The organism is Mycobacterium sp. 1245499.0, from assembly GCF_001673615.1.
In the GTDB taxonomy this organism is placed as follows: Bacteria; Actinomycetota; Actinomycetes; order Mycobacteriales; family Mycobacteriaceae; genus Mycobacterium; species Mycobacterium europaeum_A.
Window position 1 is genome coordinate 1 of record NZ_LZMG01000267.1, and the last position, 14774, is coordinate 14774.

At 67.1% G+C, this 14774-nt stretch carries 16 protein-coding genes and 1 pseudogene; 1 reads left to right on the forward strand and 16 read right to left on the reverse strand.

Annotated elements, in window-relative coordinates; translation table 11 throughout:
- Nucleotides 1-54: 54 nt before the first annotated feature.
- From nuoK to A5646_RS15760, 16 genes and pseudogenes are all read right to left on the reverse strand, one after another.
- Complete coding sequence (gene nuoK / locus A5646_RS15685) at nt 55-354, reverse strand: NADH-quinone oxidoreductase subunit NuoK (protein WP_007772892.1); 300 nt, start codon at nt 352-354, stop codon at nt 55-57.
- Nucleotides 351-1139, reverse strand: coding sequence for an NADH-quinone oxidoreductase subunit J (locus A5646_RS15690; RefSeq protein WP_197505211.1), 789 nt, complete (start codon nt 1137-1139; stop codon nt 351-353). The genes nuoK and A5646_RS15690 overlap by 4 nt, the downstream gene beginning before the upstream one ends.
- A gap of 26 nt (nt 1140-1165) precedes the next feature.
- Nucleotides 1166-1711, reverse strand: a complete 546-nt coding sequence (gene nuoI, locus A5646_RS15695; protein WP_066870854.1) for an NADH-quinone oxidoreductase subunit NuoI — start codon at nt 1709-1711, stop codon at nt 1166-1168.
- A complete protein-coding gene (gene nuoH / locus A5646_RS15700; protein ID WP_066871180.1) occupies nt 1704-2975 on the reverse strand; it encodes an NADH-quinone oxidoreductase subunit NuoH in 1272 nt (423 codons plus the stop codon). Before nuoH ends, nuoI begins: the two co-directional genes overlap by 8 nt.
- Nucleotides 2976-2980: 5 nt before the next feature.
- Nucleotides 2981-5395: an NADH-quinone oxidoreductase subunit G gene (locus A5646_RS15705; protein ID WP_066877910.1), complete on the reverse strand. Its 2415-nt coding sequence runs from the start codon at nt 5393-5395 to the stop codon at nt 2981-2983.
- Nucleotides 5396-5562: 167 nt separating this feature from the next.
- Nucleotides 5563-6903 (reverse strand): NADH-quinone oxidoreductase subunit NuoF, encoded by a 1341-nt coding sequence (gene nuoF / locus A5646_RS15710; RefSeq protein ID WP_066877908.1) that lies wholly within the window; start codon nt 6901-6903, stop codon nt 5563-5565.
- Nucleotides 6900-7658 carry an NADH-quinone oxidoreductase subunit NuoE gene (gene nuoE / locus A5646_RS15715; protein WP_066877906.1) on the reverse strand — a complete coding sequence of 253 codons (759 nt, stop codon included), beginning with the start codon at nt 7656-7658 and terminating at the stop codon, nt 6900-6902. The genes nuoF and nuoE overlap by 4 nt, the downstream gene beginning before the upstream one ends.
- Nucleotides 7655-8980 carry an NADH dehydrogenase (quinone) subunit D gene (nuoD, locus tag A5646_RS15720; RefSeq protein ID WP_066877905.1) on the reverse strand — a complete coding sequence of 442 codons (1326 nt, stop codon included), beginning with the start codon at nt 8978-8980 and terminating at the stop codon, nt 7655-7657. Before nuoD ends, nuoE begins: the two co-directional genes overlap by 4 nt.
- Complete coding sequence (locus tag A5646_RS15725; protein ID WP_066877904.1) at nt 8980-9687, reverse strand: NADH-quinone oxidoreductase subunit C; 708 nt, start codon at nt 9685-9687, stop codon at nt 8980-8982. The genes nuoD and A5646_RS15725 overlap by 1 nt, the downstream gene beginning before the upstream one ends.
- Nucleotides 9684-10238, reverse strand: coding sequence for an NADH-quinone oxidoreductase subunit B family protein (locus A5646_RS15730; protein ID WP_007772881.1), 555 nt, complete (start codon nt 10236-10238; stop codon nt 9684-9686). The genes A5646_RS15725 and A5646_RS15730 overlap by 4 nt, the downstream gene beginning before the upstream one ends.
- Nucleotides 10239-10246: 8 nt before the next feature.
- On the reverse strand, nt 10247-10624 hold the full coding sequence (locus A5646_RS15735; protein WP_007772880.1) for an NADH-quinone oxidoreductase subunit A: 378 nt from the start codon (nt 10622-10624) through the stop codon (nt 10247-10249).
- A gap of 375 nt (nt 10625-10999) precedes the next feature.
- Complete coding sequence (locus A5646_RS15740) at nt 11000-11413, reverse strand: response regulator (RefSeq protein ID WP_066877903.1); 414 nt, start codon at nt 11411-11413, stop codon at nt 11000-11002.
- A gap of 56 nt (nt 11414-11469) precedes the next feature.
- Entirely contained in the window at nt 11470-12006 is a 537-nt protein-coding gene (locus A5646_RS15745) for a YceI family protein (RefSeq protein ID WP_066871177.1), read from the reverse strand.
- Between the two features lie 47 nt (nt 12007-12053).
- A complete protein-coding gene (locus tag A5646_RS15750; RefSeq protein ID WP_066877902.1) occupies nt 12054-12476 on the reverse strand; it encodes a nuclear transport factor 2 family protein in 423 nt (140 codons plus the stop codon).
- A gap of 26 nt (nt 12477-12502) precedes the next feature.
- Nucleotides 12503-13888: a phosphotransferase family protein gene (locus A5646_RS15755; protein WP_066877901.1), complete on the reverse strand. Its 1386-nt coding sequence runs from the start codon at nt 13886-13888 to the stop codon at nt 12503-12505.
- Nucleotides 13888-14601, reverse strand: a pseudogene (locus A5646_RS15760) (acyl-CoA dehydrogenase); the annotation flags it as partial. The pseudogene A5646_RS15760 and the gene A5646_RS15755, both read right to left, overlap by 1 nt.
- 13 nt (nt 14602-14614) lie before the next feature.
- Here A5646_RS15760 and A5646_RS28175 point away from each other — a divergent pair.
- Nucleotides 14615-14774, forward strand: a 160-nt coding sequence (locus tag A5646_RS28175; protein WP_369806950.1) for an acyl-CoA dehydrogenase family protein, incomplete at its 3' end; no start/stop codon positions are given.

Genomic DNA, 14774 nt, shown 5'->3' on the forward strand with positions numbered 1-14774 from the left:
CCCGCCAATGGCAGCGCCACCAGCAACCAGGTGTGTTGAGTCATGTTGGCGTCTTCAGCCTTTGAGTAGATTCGCGTCGTCGACGGACGCCGATTTGCGGGTACGGAAGATGGTCATGATGATGGCCAGGCCGATGACCACTTCGCAGGCTGCGACCACCATCGTGAAGAACGCGATCATCTGCCCGTCCAGGTGGCCGTGCATCCGCGCGAACGTGACGAACGCGAGGTTGACCGCGTTGAGCATCAGCTCCACGCACATGAACATCACAATGGCGTTGCGGCGCAACAACACCCCGGAGGCGCCGATGGTGAACAGCAGCGCCGAAAGATATAGGTAATTGGCCGGATTCACGACGTACCGCCTTGGGAGAGACTCGGGCTCGGCTCGGTGGACGGGGTCTTCTTGCCGTCGGCGCCGCGGCTTTGCAGTATCGGCGACACCGAAAGCTTCGAGTACGAGCCGTCCGGCAACAACGCGGCCACGTCCACCGCGTTGTGGCGGGCGTAGACGCCGGGGTTCGGCATCGGCGTGGAGTGTCCGCCCGGCCGGAAGCGTTCCTGGGAGAGCTCGCGCTGGGTCTTGCGGCGCTCGAAGCGTTCGCGGTGCGCCAGCACCATCGCCCCGACGGCCGCGGTGATCAGCAGCGCGCTGGTCAGCTCGAACGCCCACAGGTACCGCGAAAAGATCAGCGCCGCCAGCCCTTCCACGTTGCCGTTGGCGTTGGCGGTGGTCAGGCCGGCGAAACCGCCGGTGGCCACGTTGCCGATCACGGCGATGAGCAGGATGCCGAACCCGATGCCGGCCGCCACCCCGGCGACGCGCTGACCACGCAGCGTCTCCTGGAGCGATTCCGCGGAATCCACACCGATGAGCATCAGCACGAACAGGAACAGCATCATCACCGCGCCGGTGTAGACGACGACCTGCACCACACCCAAGAACAGCGCGTCCTGGATCATGTAGAAGATCGCCAGGATGATCATGGTCATCGCCAAGAACATCGCCGAATACACGGCGTTGACGGCGGTGACCACTCCGATCGCGCCGAGCACGGCCAGCACGCCCAGCACCCAGAAGGCGACCGCTTCGCCGGTAGAGGTTCGGACGATGGTGTCGTGGGCAAAACTGGACGCCACGACGACTGCGTGGCCGGTCAATCCGGTCACCGGGAGTCTCCGGCCTGCTCGATCTCTCGCAACCCGTGCGCGGTCACATTGCCCTGGTAGTAATCCTTATCGGTGGCGCCGGCGGTCCTCGGGTGGGGCGGCGCGAGCATGTCCTGCAGCAGCGGCGCCAGCAGCCGGTCCTTCTCGTAGATCAGGTCGGCGCGGTTGTCGTCGGCCATCTCGTAGTCGTTGGTCATCGTCAGCGCCCGGGTCGGGCAGGCCTCGATGCACAGGCCGCAGCCGATGCAGCGCAGATAATTGATCTGGTAGACCCGGCCATAGCGTTCGCCGGGCGAATACCTGAGTTCCTCGGTGTTGTCCGCGCCCTCGACGTAGATCGCGTCGGCCGGGCAGGCCCAGGCGCACAGTTCGCACCCGATGCACTTCTCCAGCCCGTCGGGGTAGCGGTTGAGCTGGTGGCGGCCGTGATAGCGCGGCTTGACGGGGCCCGGTTTCTCCGGATACTCCTCGGTGACATTCTTTTTGAACATCGATCCGAACGTCACGCCGAATCCGGCCACGGCGTCCAAAAACTTAGCCACGTGCTTCCTCCTTGCTCGCAGCCGCCAAAGACTTCTGGGTTTTCGCCGGCAGCGGCGGTGTCGGGAATACCGGCGCGGGGATCGCTGCGGCCGGGAGCTTCTTCGCCTCGCGGCGCAGCTGTTTCTCCAGCGCGCGAATACCCGGCGCGCTGAACGGCTTTCGCAGCAACAGCACGAGCGCCGTGGCGAACACGATGCTGCTGGCCACCAGTATCGGGGTCCAGTGCGCGTAGCCCTGGTTCTGCAGCGTGCGGATCACAGCGGCGATCAGCACCCAGACCAGCGAGGCCGGGATCAGCAGCTTCCAGCCCAGCCCCATGAACTGGTCGTAGCGCAGCCGGGGCAGCGAGGCCCGCAGCCAGAAGTAGACGAACAGGAAGGTCCACATCTTTGCGGTGAACCACAGCACCGGCCACCATCCGGTGTTGGCGCCCGCCCACATGTTCAGCGGCCACGGCGCGTGCCAGCCACCGAAGAACAGGACAGTGGCCAGTGACGAGACCGTCATCATGTTGACGTACTCGGCCAGCATGAACATCGCGAACTTCAGCGACGAGTATTCGGTGTGGAATCCCGCGACCAGCTCGCCCTCGGCCTCGGGCAAATCGAAAGGCGCCCGGTTGGTTTCACCGACCATCGAGATGAGGTAGATCACGAACGACGGCAGCAGCAGGAACACATACCAGACCCGGTCCTGCGCGGCGACGATCTGCGACGTCGACATGGAGCCCGCGTAGAGGAAGACCGCCGCGAACGACAGCCCCATCGCCACCTCGTAGGAGATCACCTGGGCGGTTGAGCGCACCCCGCCCAGCAGCGGGTAGGTGGACCCGGAAGCCCAACCGCCCAGGACGATTCCGTACACGCCGATCGCCGACAGGCCGAGGATGAACAGCACGGCGACCGGCAGGTCGGTCAGCTGCAGCGGCGTGCGGTGGCCGAACACCGACACCACCGGACCGAACGGGATGAACGCGAAGGCGGTGAACGCCGGGATCGTGGAGATGACCGGCGCCGCGAAGTAGACGAACTTGTCGACGCCACCCGGGGTGATGGTTTCCTTGAGCGCCAACTTGATTCCGTCGGCCAGGCTCTGCAGTACCCCCCACGGGCCCGCCCGGTTGGGGCCGGGCCGCAGCTGCATCCAGCCCAGGATTTTGCGTTCGAGCAGGATCGCCACCAGAACGTTCAGCATGAGGAACACGAAGATCGCCAGTGCCTTGCCGAGCACCAACCACCAGGTGTCGTGCCCGAATGCGGTCAACCCGGTCATGAGCCCACTCCGATCTTGACTGTGCTGCCGACCGACACGCCGAGTCGGCGGTGCACCGCCGAGCCGGGCGAGTTCACCGGCAGCCACACCACCCGGTCGGGCATGTCGGTGATCACCAGCGGCAGGCTGATGGATCCGTGCGACGTCCTGACCGTGACCGCGTCGCCGTCGGCGGCGCCGATCTCGGCGGCCGTATCGGCCGACAGCCGGGCGAAGGGCTTGCGCGCGGTGCCCGCCAGATGCGGCTCGCCGTCCTGCATGCGGCCGTTGTCCAGCAACGCCCGCCAGCCGGCCAGTACCGCCTCACCGGCGCCGGGCTGGGCGGGTTGCGGGGCGGCGACGTCCGGGTTCGCGGCACGCTTGCCGTCCCAATTTCGCAGCGCGGCAAGCTCTTCGCGGGCCGTCTCGACGCTGGACATCCCGAGGTAGACGCCCAGCTCGTCGGCCAGCGTGTCGAGCACCTGGTGGTCGGATTGCCTGGCGTCCTGAGTCGTCCGCAGCGCTGCCTCGAACGGCCGGAAGCGGCCCTCCCAGTTGACGAATGCGCCGGCCTTCTGCGTCACCGGCGCGACCGGGAAGACGACGTCGGCGCGTTCGGTGACGGCGCTGTGCCGCAGCTCCAGGCTGACGACGAAGCCGACACCGTCCAGCGCCGCCAGTACCGCGGCCGGATCGGCGAAGTCGTCGGGCTCGACACCGCCGACCAGCAGCGCGCCCAGCGTTCCGTCGGTGGCGGCGGTCAGGATCGCGTCGGCGTCACGCCCCCTGCCGGACGGCAATTCGGACACGTGCCATGCCTGGGCGATCTGCGCCCGGGCGGTCTCGTCGTCGACCGGGCGGCCTCCGGGCAGCAGCCCGGGCAGCGCACCGGCCTCCAGCGCGCCCCGCTCCCCGGCGCGCCGCGGCACCCAGGCCAGGCGGGCGCCGGTGGTGTCGGCGAGCCGGGCCGCGGCCGACAACCCGCCCGGCACCGACGCAAGCCGTTCGCCGACCATGATGACCGCGCCCGGGGTGGAGAGCAGGTCGCCCACCTCGCCGGTGGCCAACCCGTCCAGCGCCGTAGCTTCGGCGCCCGGAACGGTTTTGATCAGCCGCCCGGACATCTTGGTCAGCGCGCGGGTGGCGAACGGCGCGATCGCGTAGACCGGCAACCCGTGCTTGCGGGCCGCCTTGCGCAACCGCAGGAACACGATGGGTGACTCGTCTTCGGGCTCGAAGCCGGCCAGCACGACGACCGGCGCCGATTCCAGATCGGCGTAGCTGACGGTGATCGGTTTGCCCGCGATCCGGGCGGCCAGGAAGTCGGCCTCCTCGGCCGAACTCGGGCGGGTGCGGAAGTCGATATCGTTGGTGTCTAACACGATTCGCGCGAACTTGGAGTAGGCGTAGGCGTCCTCCAAGGTTGCCCTGCCGCCGACGAGCACCCCCGTGCGGCCACGCGCGGCCTCGAGGCCCCTGGTCGCGACGGCGATCGCGTGCGACCACGAGGCCGGTTGCAGCGAGCCGTGGGCGTCGCGGATCAGGGGAGTGGTGAGCACGTCGGGCTGGCTTGCGTAGGTGAACGCCCACCGGCCCTTGTCGCAGTTCCACTCCTCGTTGACTTCGGGATCGTCACCGGCCAGCCGGCGCAGCACCTTGCCGCGGCGGTGGTCGGTGCGCTGGGCGCATCCGGAAGCGCAGTGCTCGCAGACGCTGGGGCTGGACACCAAGTCGAAGGGCCTGGCCCGGAACCGATACGAGCTTCCGGTCAGCGCGCCCACCGGGCAGATTTGCACGGTGTTGCCCGAGAAGTAGGACTCGAACGGTTCGTTGGCGTAGATGCCGACCTGCTGCAGGGCGCCCCGTTCCTGCATGTCGATGAAGATGTCGCCGGCGATCTGCTCGGAGAACCGCGTGCAGCGCGCGCACAGGATGCAGCGCTCGCGGTCCAGCAGAACCTGCGAGGAGATGTTGATCGGCTTGGCGAAGGTGCGTTTGACGTCGGTGAAGCGAGAATCGCTGCGGCCGTTGGACATTGCCTGATTCTGTAGCGGGCACTCGCCGCCCTTGTCACACATCGGGCAGTCCAGCGGGTGGTTGATCAGCAGCAGCTCCATCACGCCGTGCTGGGCCTTGTCGGCGGCCTCCGACGTCAGCTGGGTGCGCACCACCATGTCGTCGGTGGCGACCGTGGTGCACGAGGCCATCGGCTTGCGTTGGCCCTCGACCTCGACCAGGCACTGCCGGCACGCGCCGACCGGTTCCAGCAGCGGGTGGTCACAGAACCGCGGGATCTGGATGCCCATCAACTCGGCGGCCCGGATCACCAAAGTTCCCTTGGGGACGCTGATCTCGTTGCCGTCGATGGTCAGCGTCACCATGTCCGGCGGACGGACCTCGTCACCGGTCTCGGTCTTGGCCGCACTAGTCATGAGCGCCGCTCCTCTTCATCGCTTCGCTCTGCATCGTCGCCGTCGCGGGTCATGAGCGCCGCTCCTCTTCATCGCTTCGCTCTGCATCGTCGCCGTCGCGGGTCATGAGGCGCCGCTCCTCTTCATCGCTTCGCTCTGCATCGTCGCCGTCGCGGGTCATGAGCGCCTCAAGCCTTTCCGTTCGGCGTCAGCATGGAGTCTCGGGGGTCGAAGGGGCATCCGCCGCCCTCGACGTGCGCGACGTACTCGTCACGGAAGAACTTGATCGACGACATCACCGGGCTGGCGGCACCATCACCCAAGGCGCAGAACGACTTTCCGAGAATGGTGTCGGAGATGTCGAGCAGCTTGCCAATGTCGTCGCTGGTGCCCTTGCCGGTTTCCAGCCGCTCGTAGATCTGGTCCAGCCAGAACGTGCCCTCGCGGCACGGCGTGCATTTTCCGCAGGATTCGTGCTTGTAGAAGTACGTCCAGCGCCGCACGGCGCGAACCACGCAGGTGGTCTCGTCGAAGATCTCGAGCGCCTTGGTGCCCAGCATCGAGCCGACCCCGCCGACGCCCTCGTAGTCCAGCGGCACGTCGAGGTGCTCGTCGGTCAGCAGCGGGGTCGACGAGCCGCCGGGTGTCCAGAACTTCAGCCGGTGCCCGGCACGCACGCCGCCGGCGTAGGCGAGCAACTCCCGCAACGTGATTCCCAGCGGGGCCTCGTACTGGCCGGGGCGGGTGACGTGACCGGACAGCGAATACAGCGTGAAGCCCGGGGATTTCTCGCTGCCCATCGAACGGAACCAGTCCACGCCGTTGCCGATGATCGGCGGCACGCTGGCGATGGTCTCGACGTTGTTGATCACGGTGGGGCAGCCGTACAGCCCGGCCACGGCGGGAAACGGCGGGCGCAGCCGCGGCTGGCCGCGACGGCCTTCCAGGGAGTCCAGCAGCGCGGTTTCCTCACCGCAGATGTAGGCGCCGGCGCCGGCGTGCACCACCAGTTCGAGGTCGAAGCCGGAGCCGTTGATGTCGCGGCCCAGGTAGCCCGCGGCGTAGGCCTCGGCCACCGCGTTCTGCAGGCGGCGCAGCACCGGCAGCACCTCCCCGCGCACGTAGATGAACGCGTGGCTGGCCCGGATCGCGTAGGCGGCGATGATGACACCCTCGACGAGGACGTGCGGTGTCGCCAGCATCAGCGGAATGTCTTTGCACGTCCCGGGTTCCGACTCGTCGGCGTTGACGACCAAGTAATGCGGTTTGGCCGCCGCCCCGGTGTCGCCCTGCGGGATGAACGACCACTTCGTGCCCGTCGAGAAGCCCGCGCCGCCGCGCCCGCGCAGCCCGGAGTCCTTTACCAGCCCGATCACCTCGTCGGGCTCCATCGCCAGGGCCTTCTTCATCGCCTCGTATCCACCGTGGCGGTGATAGGTCTGCAGGGTCCAGGACTCGGGATCGTCCCAGAAGCGGCTGATGACCGGAGTGAGCGGCGTCGCCTGCGAGGTGTCCGAAGTCGTTGTCATTGCTGGCCTTCCGGCGCGCCGGGCGCCTCCATGCCGAGTTCCTTGGCTACCTTCAGGCCGGCTAGGGTCGCGGCACCGGCGCCGCCCTGGCCTTGGTCGGGACGCTCGTCGGGTAGGCCGGCCAGGATGCGCGACGTTTCGCGGAAGACGCACAGCGGCGCTCCGCGAGTGGGCTGCTTGGGCTCGCCGGCGCGCAGCGAGTCGACGAGTTCGCGCGCCGAGTCCGGCGTCTGGTTGTCGAAGAATTCCCAGTTGACCATCACCACCGGCGCGTAATCGCAGGCGGCGTTGCACTCGATGTGTTGCAAGGTGACCGACCCGTCGGCGGTGGTCTCATCGTTGCCGACGCCCAGGTGTTCTTTCAGGGCGTCGAAGATGGCGTCGCCACCCATGATGGCGCACAACGTGTTTGTGCAGACACCGACGAGATAATCGCCGGTGGGACCCCGGCGATACATGGTGTAAAAGCTGGCCACCGCGGACACTTCCGCCCCCGTGAGACCCAGTTGCTCACCGCAGAACTCCAGCCCCGCCGGCGTCAGGTAGGAATCCTCCGCCTGCACCAGGTGCAGCAGCGGCAGCAGCGCCGAGCGCTTGTTGGGGTAGCGCCCCATGATCTCCTTGGCGTCGACCTCCAGCCGCGCCCGCACCTCGGGTGGATACGTCTTGGGCGCTCCCTCGACGACGAACGCGTTGGGCTCGTCGGGCGGTGGGCCGAGCCGGATGAAGACCGGCTGTCCCTGCGGCCCGGTCACCGATCCACCCCGCCCATGACCGGGTCGATGCTGGCGACCGCGGTGATCAGATCGGCGACCATGCCGCCTTCGCACATCGCCGCCACCGATTGCAGATTGGTGAAGGAGGGGTCTCGATAGTGCACCCGATAGGGCCGGGTGCCGCCATCACTGACCATGTGCACGCCCAGCTCCCCGCGCGGCGACTCGACTGCCGTGTAGACCTGGCCCGCGGGAACCCTGATGCCCTCGGTGACCAGTTTGAAGTGGTGGATCAGCGCTTCCATCGAGCCGCCCATGATCTTGGCGATGTGCTCCTGCGAGTTGCCCATGCCGTCGGGGCCCACCTTCAGGTCGGCCGGCCAGGCGATCTTGCGGTCCTCGACCATGGTCGGGCCGGGCTTCAGCTTGTCCAGACACTGCTCGACGATCTTGATCGACTCCCACATCTCGTTGACGCGAATCATGTAGCGCCCGTAAGCATCACACGTGTCTTCGGTGATCACGTCGAATTCGTAGTTTTCATATCCGCAGTACGGCTCGCTCTTGCGCAGATCGTGGGGCAGCCCGGTGGCACGCAGAATGGGTCCGGTGATGCCCAGCGCGATGCACCCGGTCAGATCCAAATAACCGACGTCCTGGGTGCGGGCCTTCCAGATGGCGTTCTCGTTGAGCAGACCGCTCATTTCGCGCAGCACCTGCTTGAGCCCCTTGAGGCCCTCGACGATCTCGGTCTCCGCGTTGGGCGGCAAGTCCTGTGCCACACCACCGGGCCGGACGTAGGCGCTGTTCATCCGCAGGCCGGTGATCGATTCGAACAGGGTCAGCACGATCTCGCGCCCCCGGAAGCCGACGAACATCGGGGTCATGGCACCCAGCTCCATGCCGCCGGTGGCCAAGGCCACCAGATGCGACGAGATCCGGTTGAGCTCCATCATCATCACCCGGATGACGTTGACCCGCTCCGGTATCTGGTCGGTGATGCCGAGCAGCTTCTCCACGCCCAGGCAGTAGGCCGTCTCGTTGAAAAACGGTGCGAGGTAATCCATCCGGGTCACGAACGTGACGCCTTGGGTCCAGTAGCGGTATTCGAGGTTCTTTTCGATGCCGGTGTGCAGATACCCGATGCCGCAACGGGCGTCGGTCACGGTCTCGCCCTCGATCTCCAGGATCAGCCGCAGCACCCCGTGGGTGGACGGATGCTGGGGGCCCATGTTGACGATGATGCGTTCGCCGGGGTCGGCGCCGCGGGCGGCTTCGACGACCTTGTCCCAGTCCTGACCGCCGGCGACCACGAACTTCTCGCCGGCGCCGTCGTGCGTCGTTTCGGTGGTAGTGCTCATCAGTTGTACGCTCTCCGCTCGTCGGGCGGGGGTATTTGTGCGCCTTTATATTCGACGGGAATCCCGCCGAGGGGGTAGTCCTTGCGCTGGGGGTGTCCGTGCCAGTCGTCGGGCATCTCGATGCGGGTCAACGACGGATGTCCGTCGAAGATGATGCCGAAGAAGTCGTAGGTCTCCCGCTCGTGCCAGTCGGTGGTCGGATAGATCCCGAACAGCGAGGGGATGTGCGGATCACTTTCGGGCGCAGACACTTCCAGGCGGACACGCCGGTTGTGCGTGATCGACTGCAGCGGGTACACCGCGTGCAGTTCGCGACCCGTCTCGTGCGGGTAATGCACCCCGCTGACGCCCAGGCACATTTCGAAGCGCAGTTGGGGGTCGTCCCGCAGCCGATGAGCGACCTGCACCAGCGCGTCGCGGCGGACGTGCAGGGTGAGTTCGTCGCGGTACACCACGACTTTCTCGATGGCGTCAGTGAATTCGACGTTGTCCTGGTTCAACGCCGCGGCCAGGCCGTCGACCACCTCGTCGAAATAGCCGCCGTAGGGCCGCGGGCTGCTGCCCGGCAGTACCACCTCGCGCACCAGCCGTCCGTAACCGGACGTGTCGCCCGTGCCCTTGGCGCCGAACATGCCGCGGCGCACGTCGATTACCTCTTCGTCGGCGCCGCTGATCGCTTGCTTGGGATCTTGGTCCGGCGTGCTCATCGCAGCAGTCCGCGCATCTCGATCGTGGGCCGCGCCGACAGCGCCGCCTGCTCGGCCTCGGCGATGGCGGTCTCCCGGTTGACGCCCAGCGGCATCTCCTGAATCTTCTCGTGCAGCTTCAGGATTGCGTACAGCAGCATCTCCGGTCGCGGTGGGCAGCCGGGCAGGTAGATGTCCACCGGAACCACGTGGTCGACGCCCTGCACCACCGCGTAGTTGTTGAACATTCCGCCGGATGACGCGCAGACGCCCATGGCCAGCACCCATTTCGGTTCAGCCATCTGGTCATAGATCTGCCGCAGGACGGGGGCCATCTTCTGGCTGACCCGCCCGGCGACGATCATCAGATCGGCCTGGCGTGGGGTGGCCGAGAAGCGCTCCATGCCGAACCGGGCGATGTCGAATCGTGGCCCGGCCGTTGCCATCATCTCGATGGCGCAGCAGGCCAACCCGAATGTCGCCGGCCACAGTGAGTTCTTGCGGACGTAGCCCGCGACCTTCTCGACTGTGGACAGCAGGATCCCGCCGGGCAGCTGTTCCTCAAGACCCACGTCTTACCTCAATCCCACGTCAGGCCGCCGCGGCGCCACACGTAGGCGTAGGCCACGAAAACCGTCAGCATGAAAATCACCATTTCGACCAGAGCGAACGTGCCCAGCGCGTCATAGCTGACAGCCCAGGGATACAGGAACACGATTTCGATGTCGAAGACGATGAAGAGCATCGCGGTGAGGTAGTACTTCACCGGAAAGCGCTGCCCGGCCGTCGCATGCGGGCCGCTCACCGATGTCTCGGTGGGTTCGATTCCACACTCGTAGGCCGACATCTTCGACTTGTTGAACCGTGACGGGCCGGCCAGGCTCGCGATCGCCACCGAGCCCACGGCAAAGGCGGTGGCGATGGCGCCTAGCACCAGGATGGGTATGTAGACGTTCAACTCGCTCCATGATCCGTCGTACGAGCCGCCTGCAGCGGCCAGGCGGTAACCGGGCTGCTGTGACGAACTGGGTCGCAAGCCCGCCACAGTGATTTACAACATAGCGTCGCGGCGTGCAGTGCGCTTGTCCGGGGTGGGCATTTTGCAGTATTGGCGGTGCCACGCAGCGCTGTGCTGCGCAAACTCGATAGCCGGTGAAACCAACGCCCGTCGCCGGACGCGATCCGCCACATCGGCTAGGCGGGGAGCACCAGCAAAGGCGCTGCTGCGCCGATCGCTGCGGCGCTAAAGATCAACGGCGTCGCCAGGGCGGACAGGCCCGCATTCGGTGGCGCGAAAACAGTGGTCGCAGCAAAGCCGCGACGCGGACTGGAGTCAGCTAACCGGTGCCCGCAGCAGGTTGAGCACCGTGCGTCCCAGCACGATCGGGTCGATAGGGTGGGGCACCGCGCCCTCGGCGCGCGACCAGGAGGCCAACCACGCGTCGTCGGGCCGCCCGGTCAGCACGACCAGGGGCGGGCAGTTCTCGAGTTCGTCTTTGAGCTGCTTTGCGATTCCCATCCCGCCGGTCGGAGTGGCCTCGCCGTCCAGGATGGCCAAGTCGATGCCGCCCTTGTCCATCGTCGCCACCACCATCGGCCCGGTCGCCACCTCGACATAGCTGAGCTCGGGCAGATCGGGGTGCAGCTGCTTGCCCAGCGCCCGCATCACCCGTTCGCGGGTGTGGACGTTGCTGCTGTAGACGAGGATCCGCAGGGCGACGCTGGACTGGGGGGTGGAGTCGGGCACGGTGCAGATGCTACTGGTGTCGCACCCGGTTGGGCGGGAGTGCCCGCAGAAATCCTTTACTGCGATGCCCGCACGAAGATGGCGTCCGCGGCGACGGTTGCCGTGGAGCTCATCATGCCGAGGCGGTTCCAACCCAGGTCGAACCGGTCGCGATCGAGCTTGGTTTCGCCGGTGATTCGGATCGAGCCGTCCTCCAGCTCGGAGATCGTGACCGGCAGCGTCACCTCCTCGGTGACGCCCTTGATGGTGAAGGTCGCCCGAAGGTCGGCGGCCTTGCCCTTCGTCGGGTGCACCGCGGTCACCACGACGCTGATCTCAGCGAAGCGGTCGACGTCGAAGAAGTCGGCCGAGCGCAGGTGTGTGTCGCGACGGCCGATGCCAGTGTCCAGTGAGGCGGTCCGGATGTCGACGCGGCCGAAAACCGCTCCGTTGCCGCTCAGTTGGCCGTCGCCGGTGAAGTCGGTGAAGCGGCCCTTGACGTTCAGCAGGCCCCACATGTTGCGGATCTTGAACGTGATGGCCGAGCGATCCCGCACCAGGTTCCACGCGCCGGCCATGTCGGGATCGTGAAGCAGTGTCTCCAAAGTCGTCATCGTCACCCCAAGTGTCGTCACCCGCAAGTGTCGTGGCGAATCTAGCGCTAGTTCAGCAACGGCGCGATCCCTGCGGGATCGAAATATTCGTCGATGCGCTCGATCAGGCCGTCGGTGCCCACCCTGATCACGATGCAGACCCGCAGCGAGATCGACTGTCGGGCATGCCCGGTGGCGTGCAAGATGTGCTGCTGGACGAAGCCCCGCGCGGATCCCTGCGAAGAATCCGCGAAGATCTGCCGGTCGAGGATTTCGTAGCGACGCTGCGTGGTGGCGCCGATGAACCACTCGATGACCCGCATCGCGCGGGCCTTGTCGTCCGCTGTGAGTGGGCCGCGGCGCGAGCCGACGCGCCATACCGCGATGTCGTCGCTCCACATCGCGTCGACCGCGTCGACGTCGCCGCGTTCGATCGCCGTGAACAGGCGGTTGGCCGCATCGATGACCGTCTCGGCGCTGGAAGCGGGCATGCCTGGCTCCTCTGTCGCTCGCGGGGCTATTCGCTGTCGTATCCGGGGTGCGCGACGGCCAATCGGCGTCGTACCAGGGTGCGCAGGCACGCGGTGACCCGGTCCGCTTGGTCGTCCAACTCGCCGGAGCGTATCGCGGCGGCCAGCTGTTCTTCGTCGGCGAAGCCCAGGTCGGCCAGTGCCGCGCGGGATTGGGCCGCGCTGTCGTCGAGCAGTTCGCGTTCGACGATGCGCAGCGCGTTGGCGGCGACGCGGGCGTGGAAGTTGACCTGCCCCTTGGTCGCCCCGCGCACGTCGTTCTCCAGGAATTCGGCGACCGCGGCGACGAGTTCGGCGGCCCGCGGGCGGCCGTACCGGCCGGTCACGGCGGCGCCCGGCCCCGATTGCCCGCCTCCTCCTCGCGCCGCCGCGCGGCGCGCATCGTCGGCGGGCGCGAGCAGGTTGAGCAGGTCCCACTCGGTCTCGCACACCCGGCGGCCGATGGTGGCCAACTCGACCGAGCGATGTTGCCCGCTCAGGTGCCGCTCGGCCTGGAAGCGGCAGATGACGCCCCAGCGCAGGGTGGCCAGCACCAGCCACCAGTGAAACGCCACCCGGTCGACGGTAGTCCCGCTGGCCTGCTCGTAGGCCCGTAGGAAGCTTTCGATGCTGCCCAAGCCGCCGGCGTCGAGGCTGGCCGGAGCGCCGAATCGCCAGGCCCGGATGCAGAACCAGGCCAGGTCTTCGTAGGCCTGCCCGACGTGTACGAGTTCCCAGTCCAGCACCGCGGCGAGGTTTGACCCGTCGACGATCAGGTTGCCCATCCGAAAATCGCCGTGTACCAACACCGCCGGCGACGGTGGGGGACGGTGCGCGGTCAGCCAGCGAAACCCCCACTCGAAGGTTGCGGTGGTGTCGCCCATGTCGTCGAGGCGTTGCCGCCATTCGGTGAGTTGGTCCTCGTGGGTCAGGTCCGGAACGTCTGGGTCGGCGCGGTGAATGGCGGCCGCCGCCTGCGCGCACTGCTGCAGCAATTGCGCGCGGGCCGCCGGCCCGTCGGCGCGCTCCAGCTGACGCTGGATGCGCCGCACGATGGTCTCGCCCTTGATCTCGTCACAGATCAGGAACGGATTGCCCAGTGCGGCGGGCGAATTGTCGGCGATCAACACGTGGGGGACCGGCGCGCCGGCGGCGCGTGCGGCGGCCTGCGCCCTGGCTTCCAGCTCCATCCCGGCATGCACATCGTCGGGTGGGCCGGTGCGCAGAATCAGTGCGCGACGCTGCGCGCCGGTGACGGCCTCGAACGCCCAGGTGGTCCTACTGGCGCCACCGGTCAACGCCCGCAGATTCAGGACCGCGGTGTCGGCGCCAAGGGCCGCCGAGAGCACCCCGGCCAGTTTGGTGCCCAGCTCCGCTGACTCGACGCTGTCCATCACTTCTTGCCGAATTTGAACAGCCGCTGCGCCACCCGGCGGATCTGTATTTCCTCGGCGCCCTCGGTGATCCGGTAGCGACGGTGGTGGCGGTAGATGTGTTCGAACGGCTCGTGGCGGCTGTAGCCGAGGCCGCCGAAGATCTGCATGGCGCGGTCGGCGGCGTCGCACACCAGGCGGTTGGCGCGGTAGTTCGCCATCGACACCTTGTCCGAGACCTCCATGTGGTGGTCGCGGTCGAGATGCCAGGCGGCGTAGTGCACCAGCAGCCGCACCATCTGCGCTTCGGTCGCCAACTCGGCCAGCGGCCACTGGACCGCTTGGTTGACCGACAGCGGCTTGCCGAACACCGTTCGGGCGCCGGCGTATTCGGCGGCCCGGTCGATGCAGTATTGCGCCGCGCCCAGGCTGCTGGCAGCTTGCCGAATTCGATTCTCGTGCAAGAAGGTTTGGGCGACTTCCAGTCCGCGGTCCACCTCACCGAGCACCGCATCGGCGGGAATCCGCACATCGGTGAGCTCGACCTCGCCGTGGTCGGTCGGCATGTTGAACGTCCACCAGTAGTAGGGGACGTTGAATCCGGGGGTGTCCGTCGGCACCAGAAACGCGGTGATGCCCCGGGCGCTGCCGGGCTCACCGGAGGTGCGGGCGAAGACCAGGTCGTGGGTCGCGCGGTGGACCCCCGTGTTGAACCGCTTGGAGCCGTTGATCACCGGGGAGCGGTCCATGGCCTTCGGGCTGACCGAACCCAAGCACGGTTCGGATGCCACCTGGCTGGAAACGCACGCCGAACGCGACGGCGACAGCTGGGTGATCAACGGCTCCAAGCGGTTCAACACGGGGGTCCACCGCGCGACCCACGACCTGGTCTTCGCCCGCACCTCCG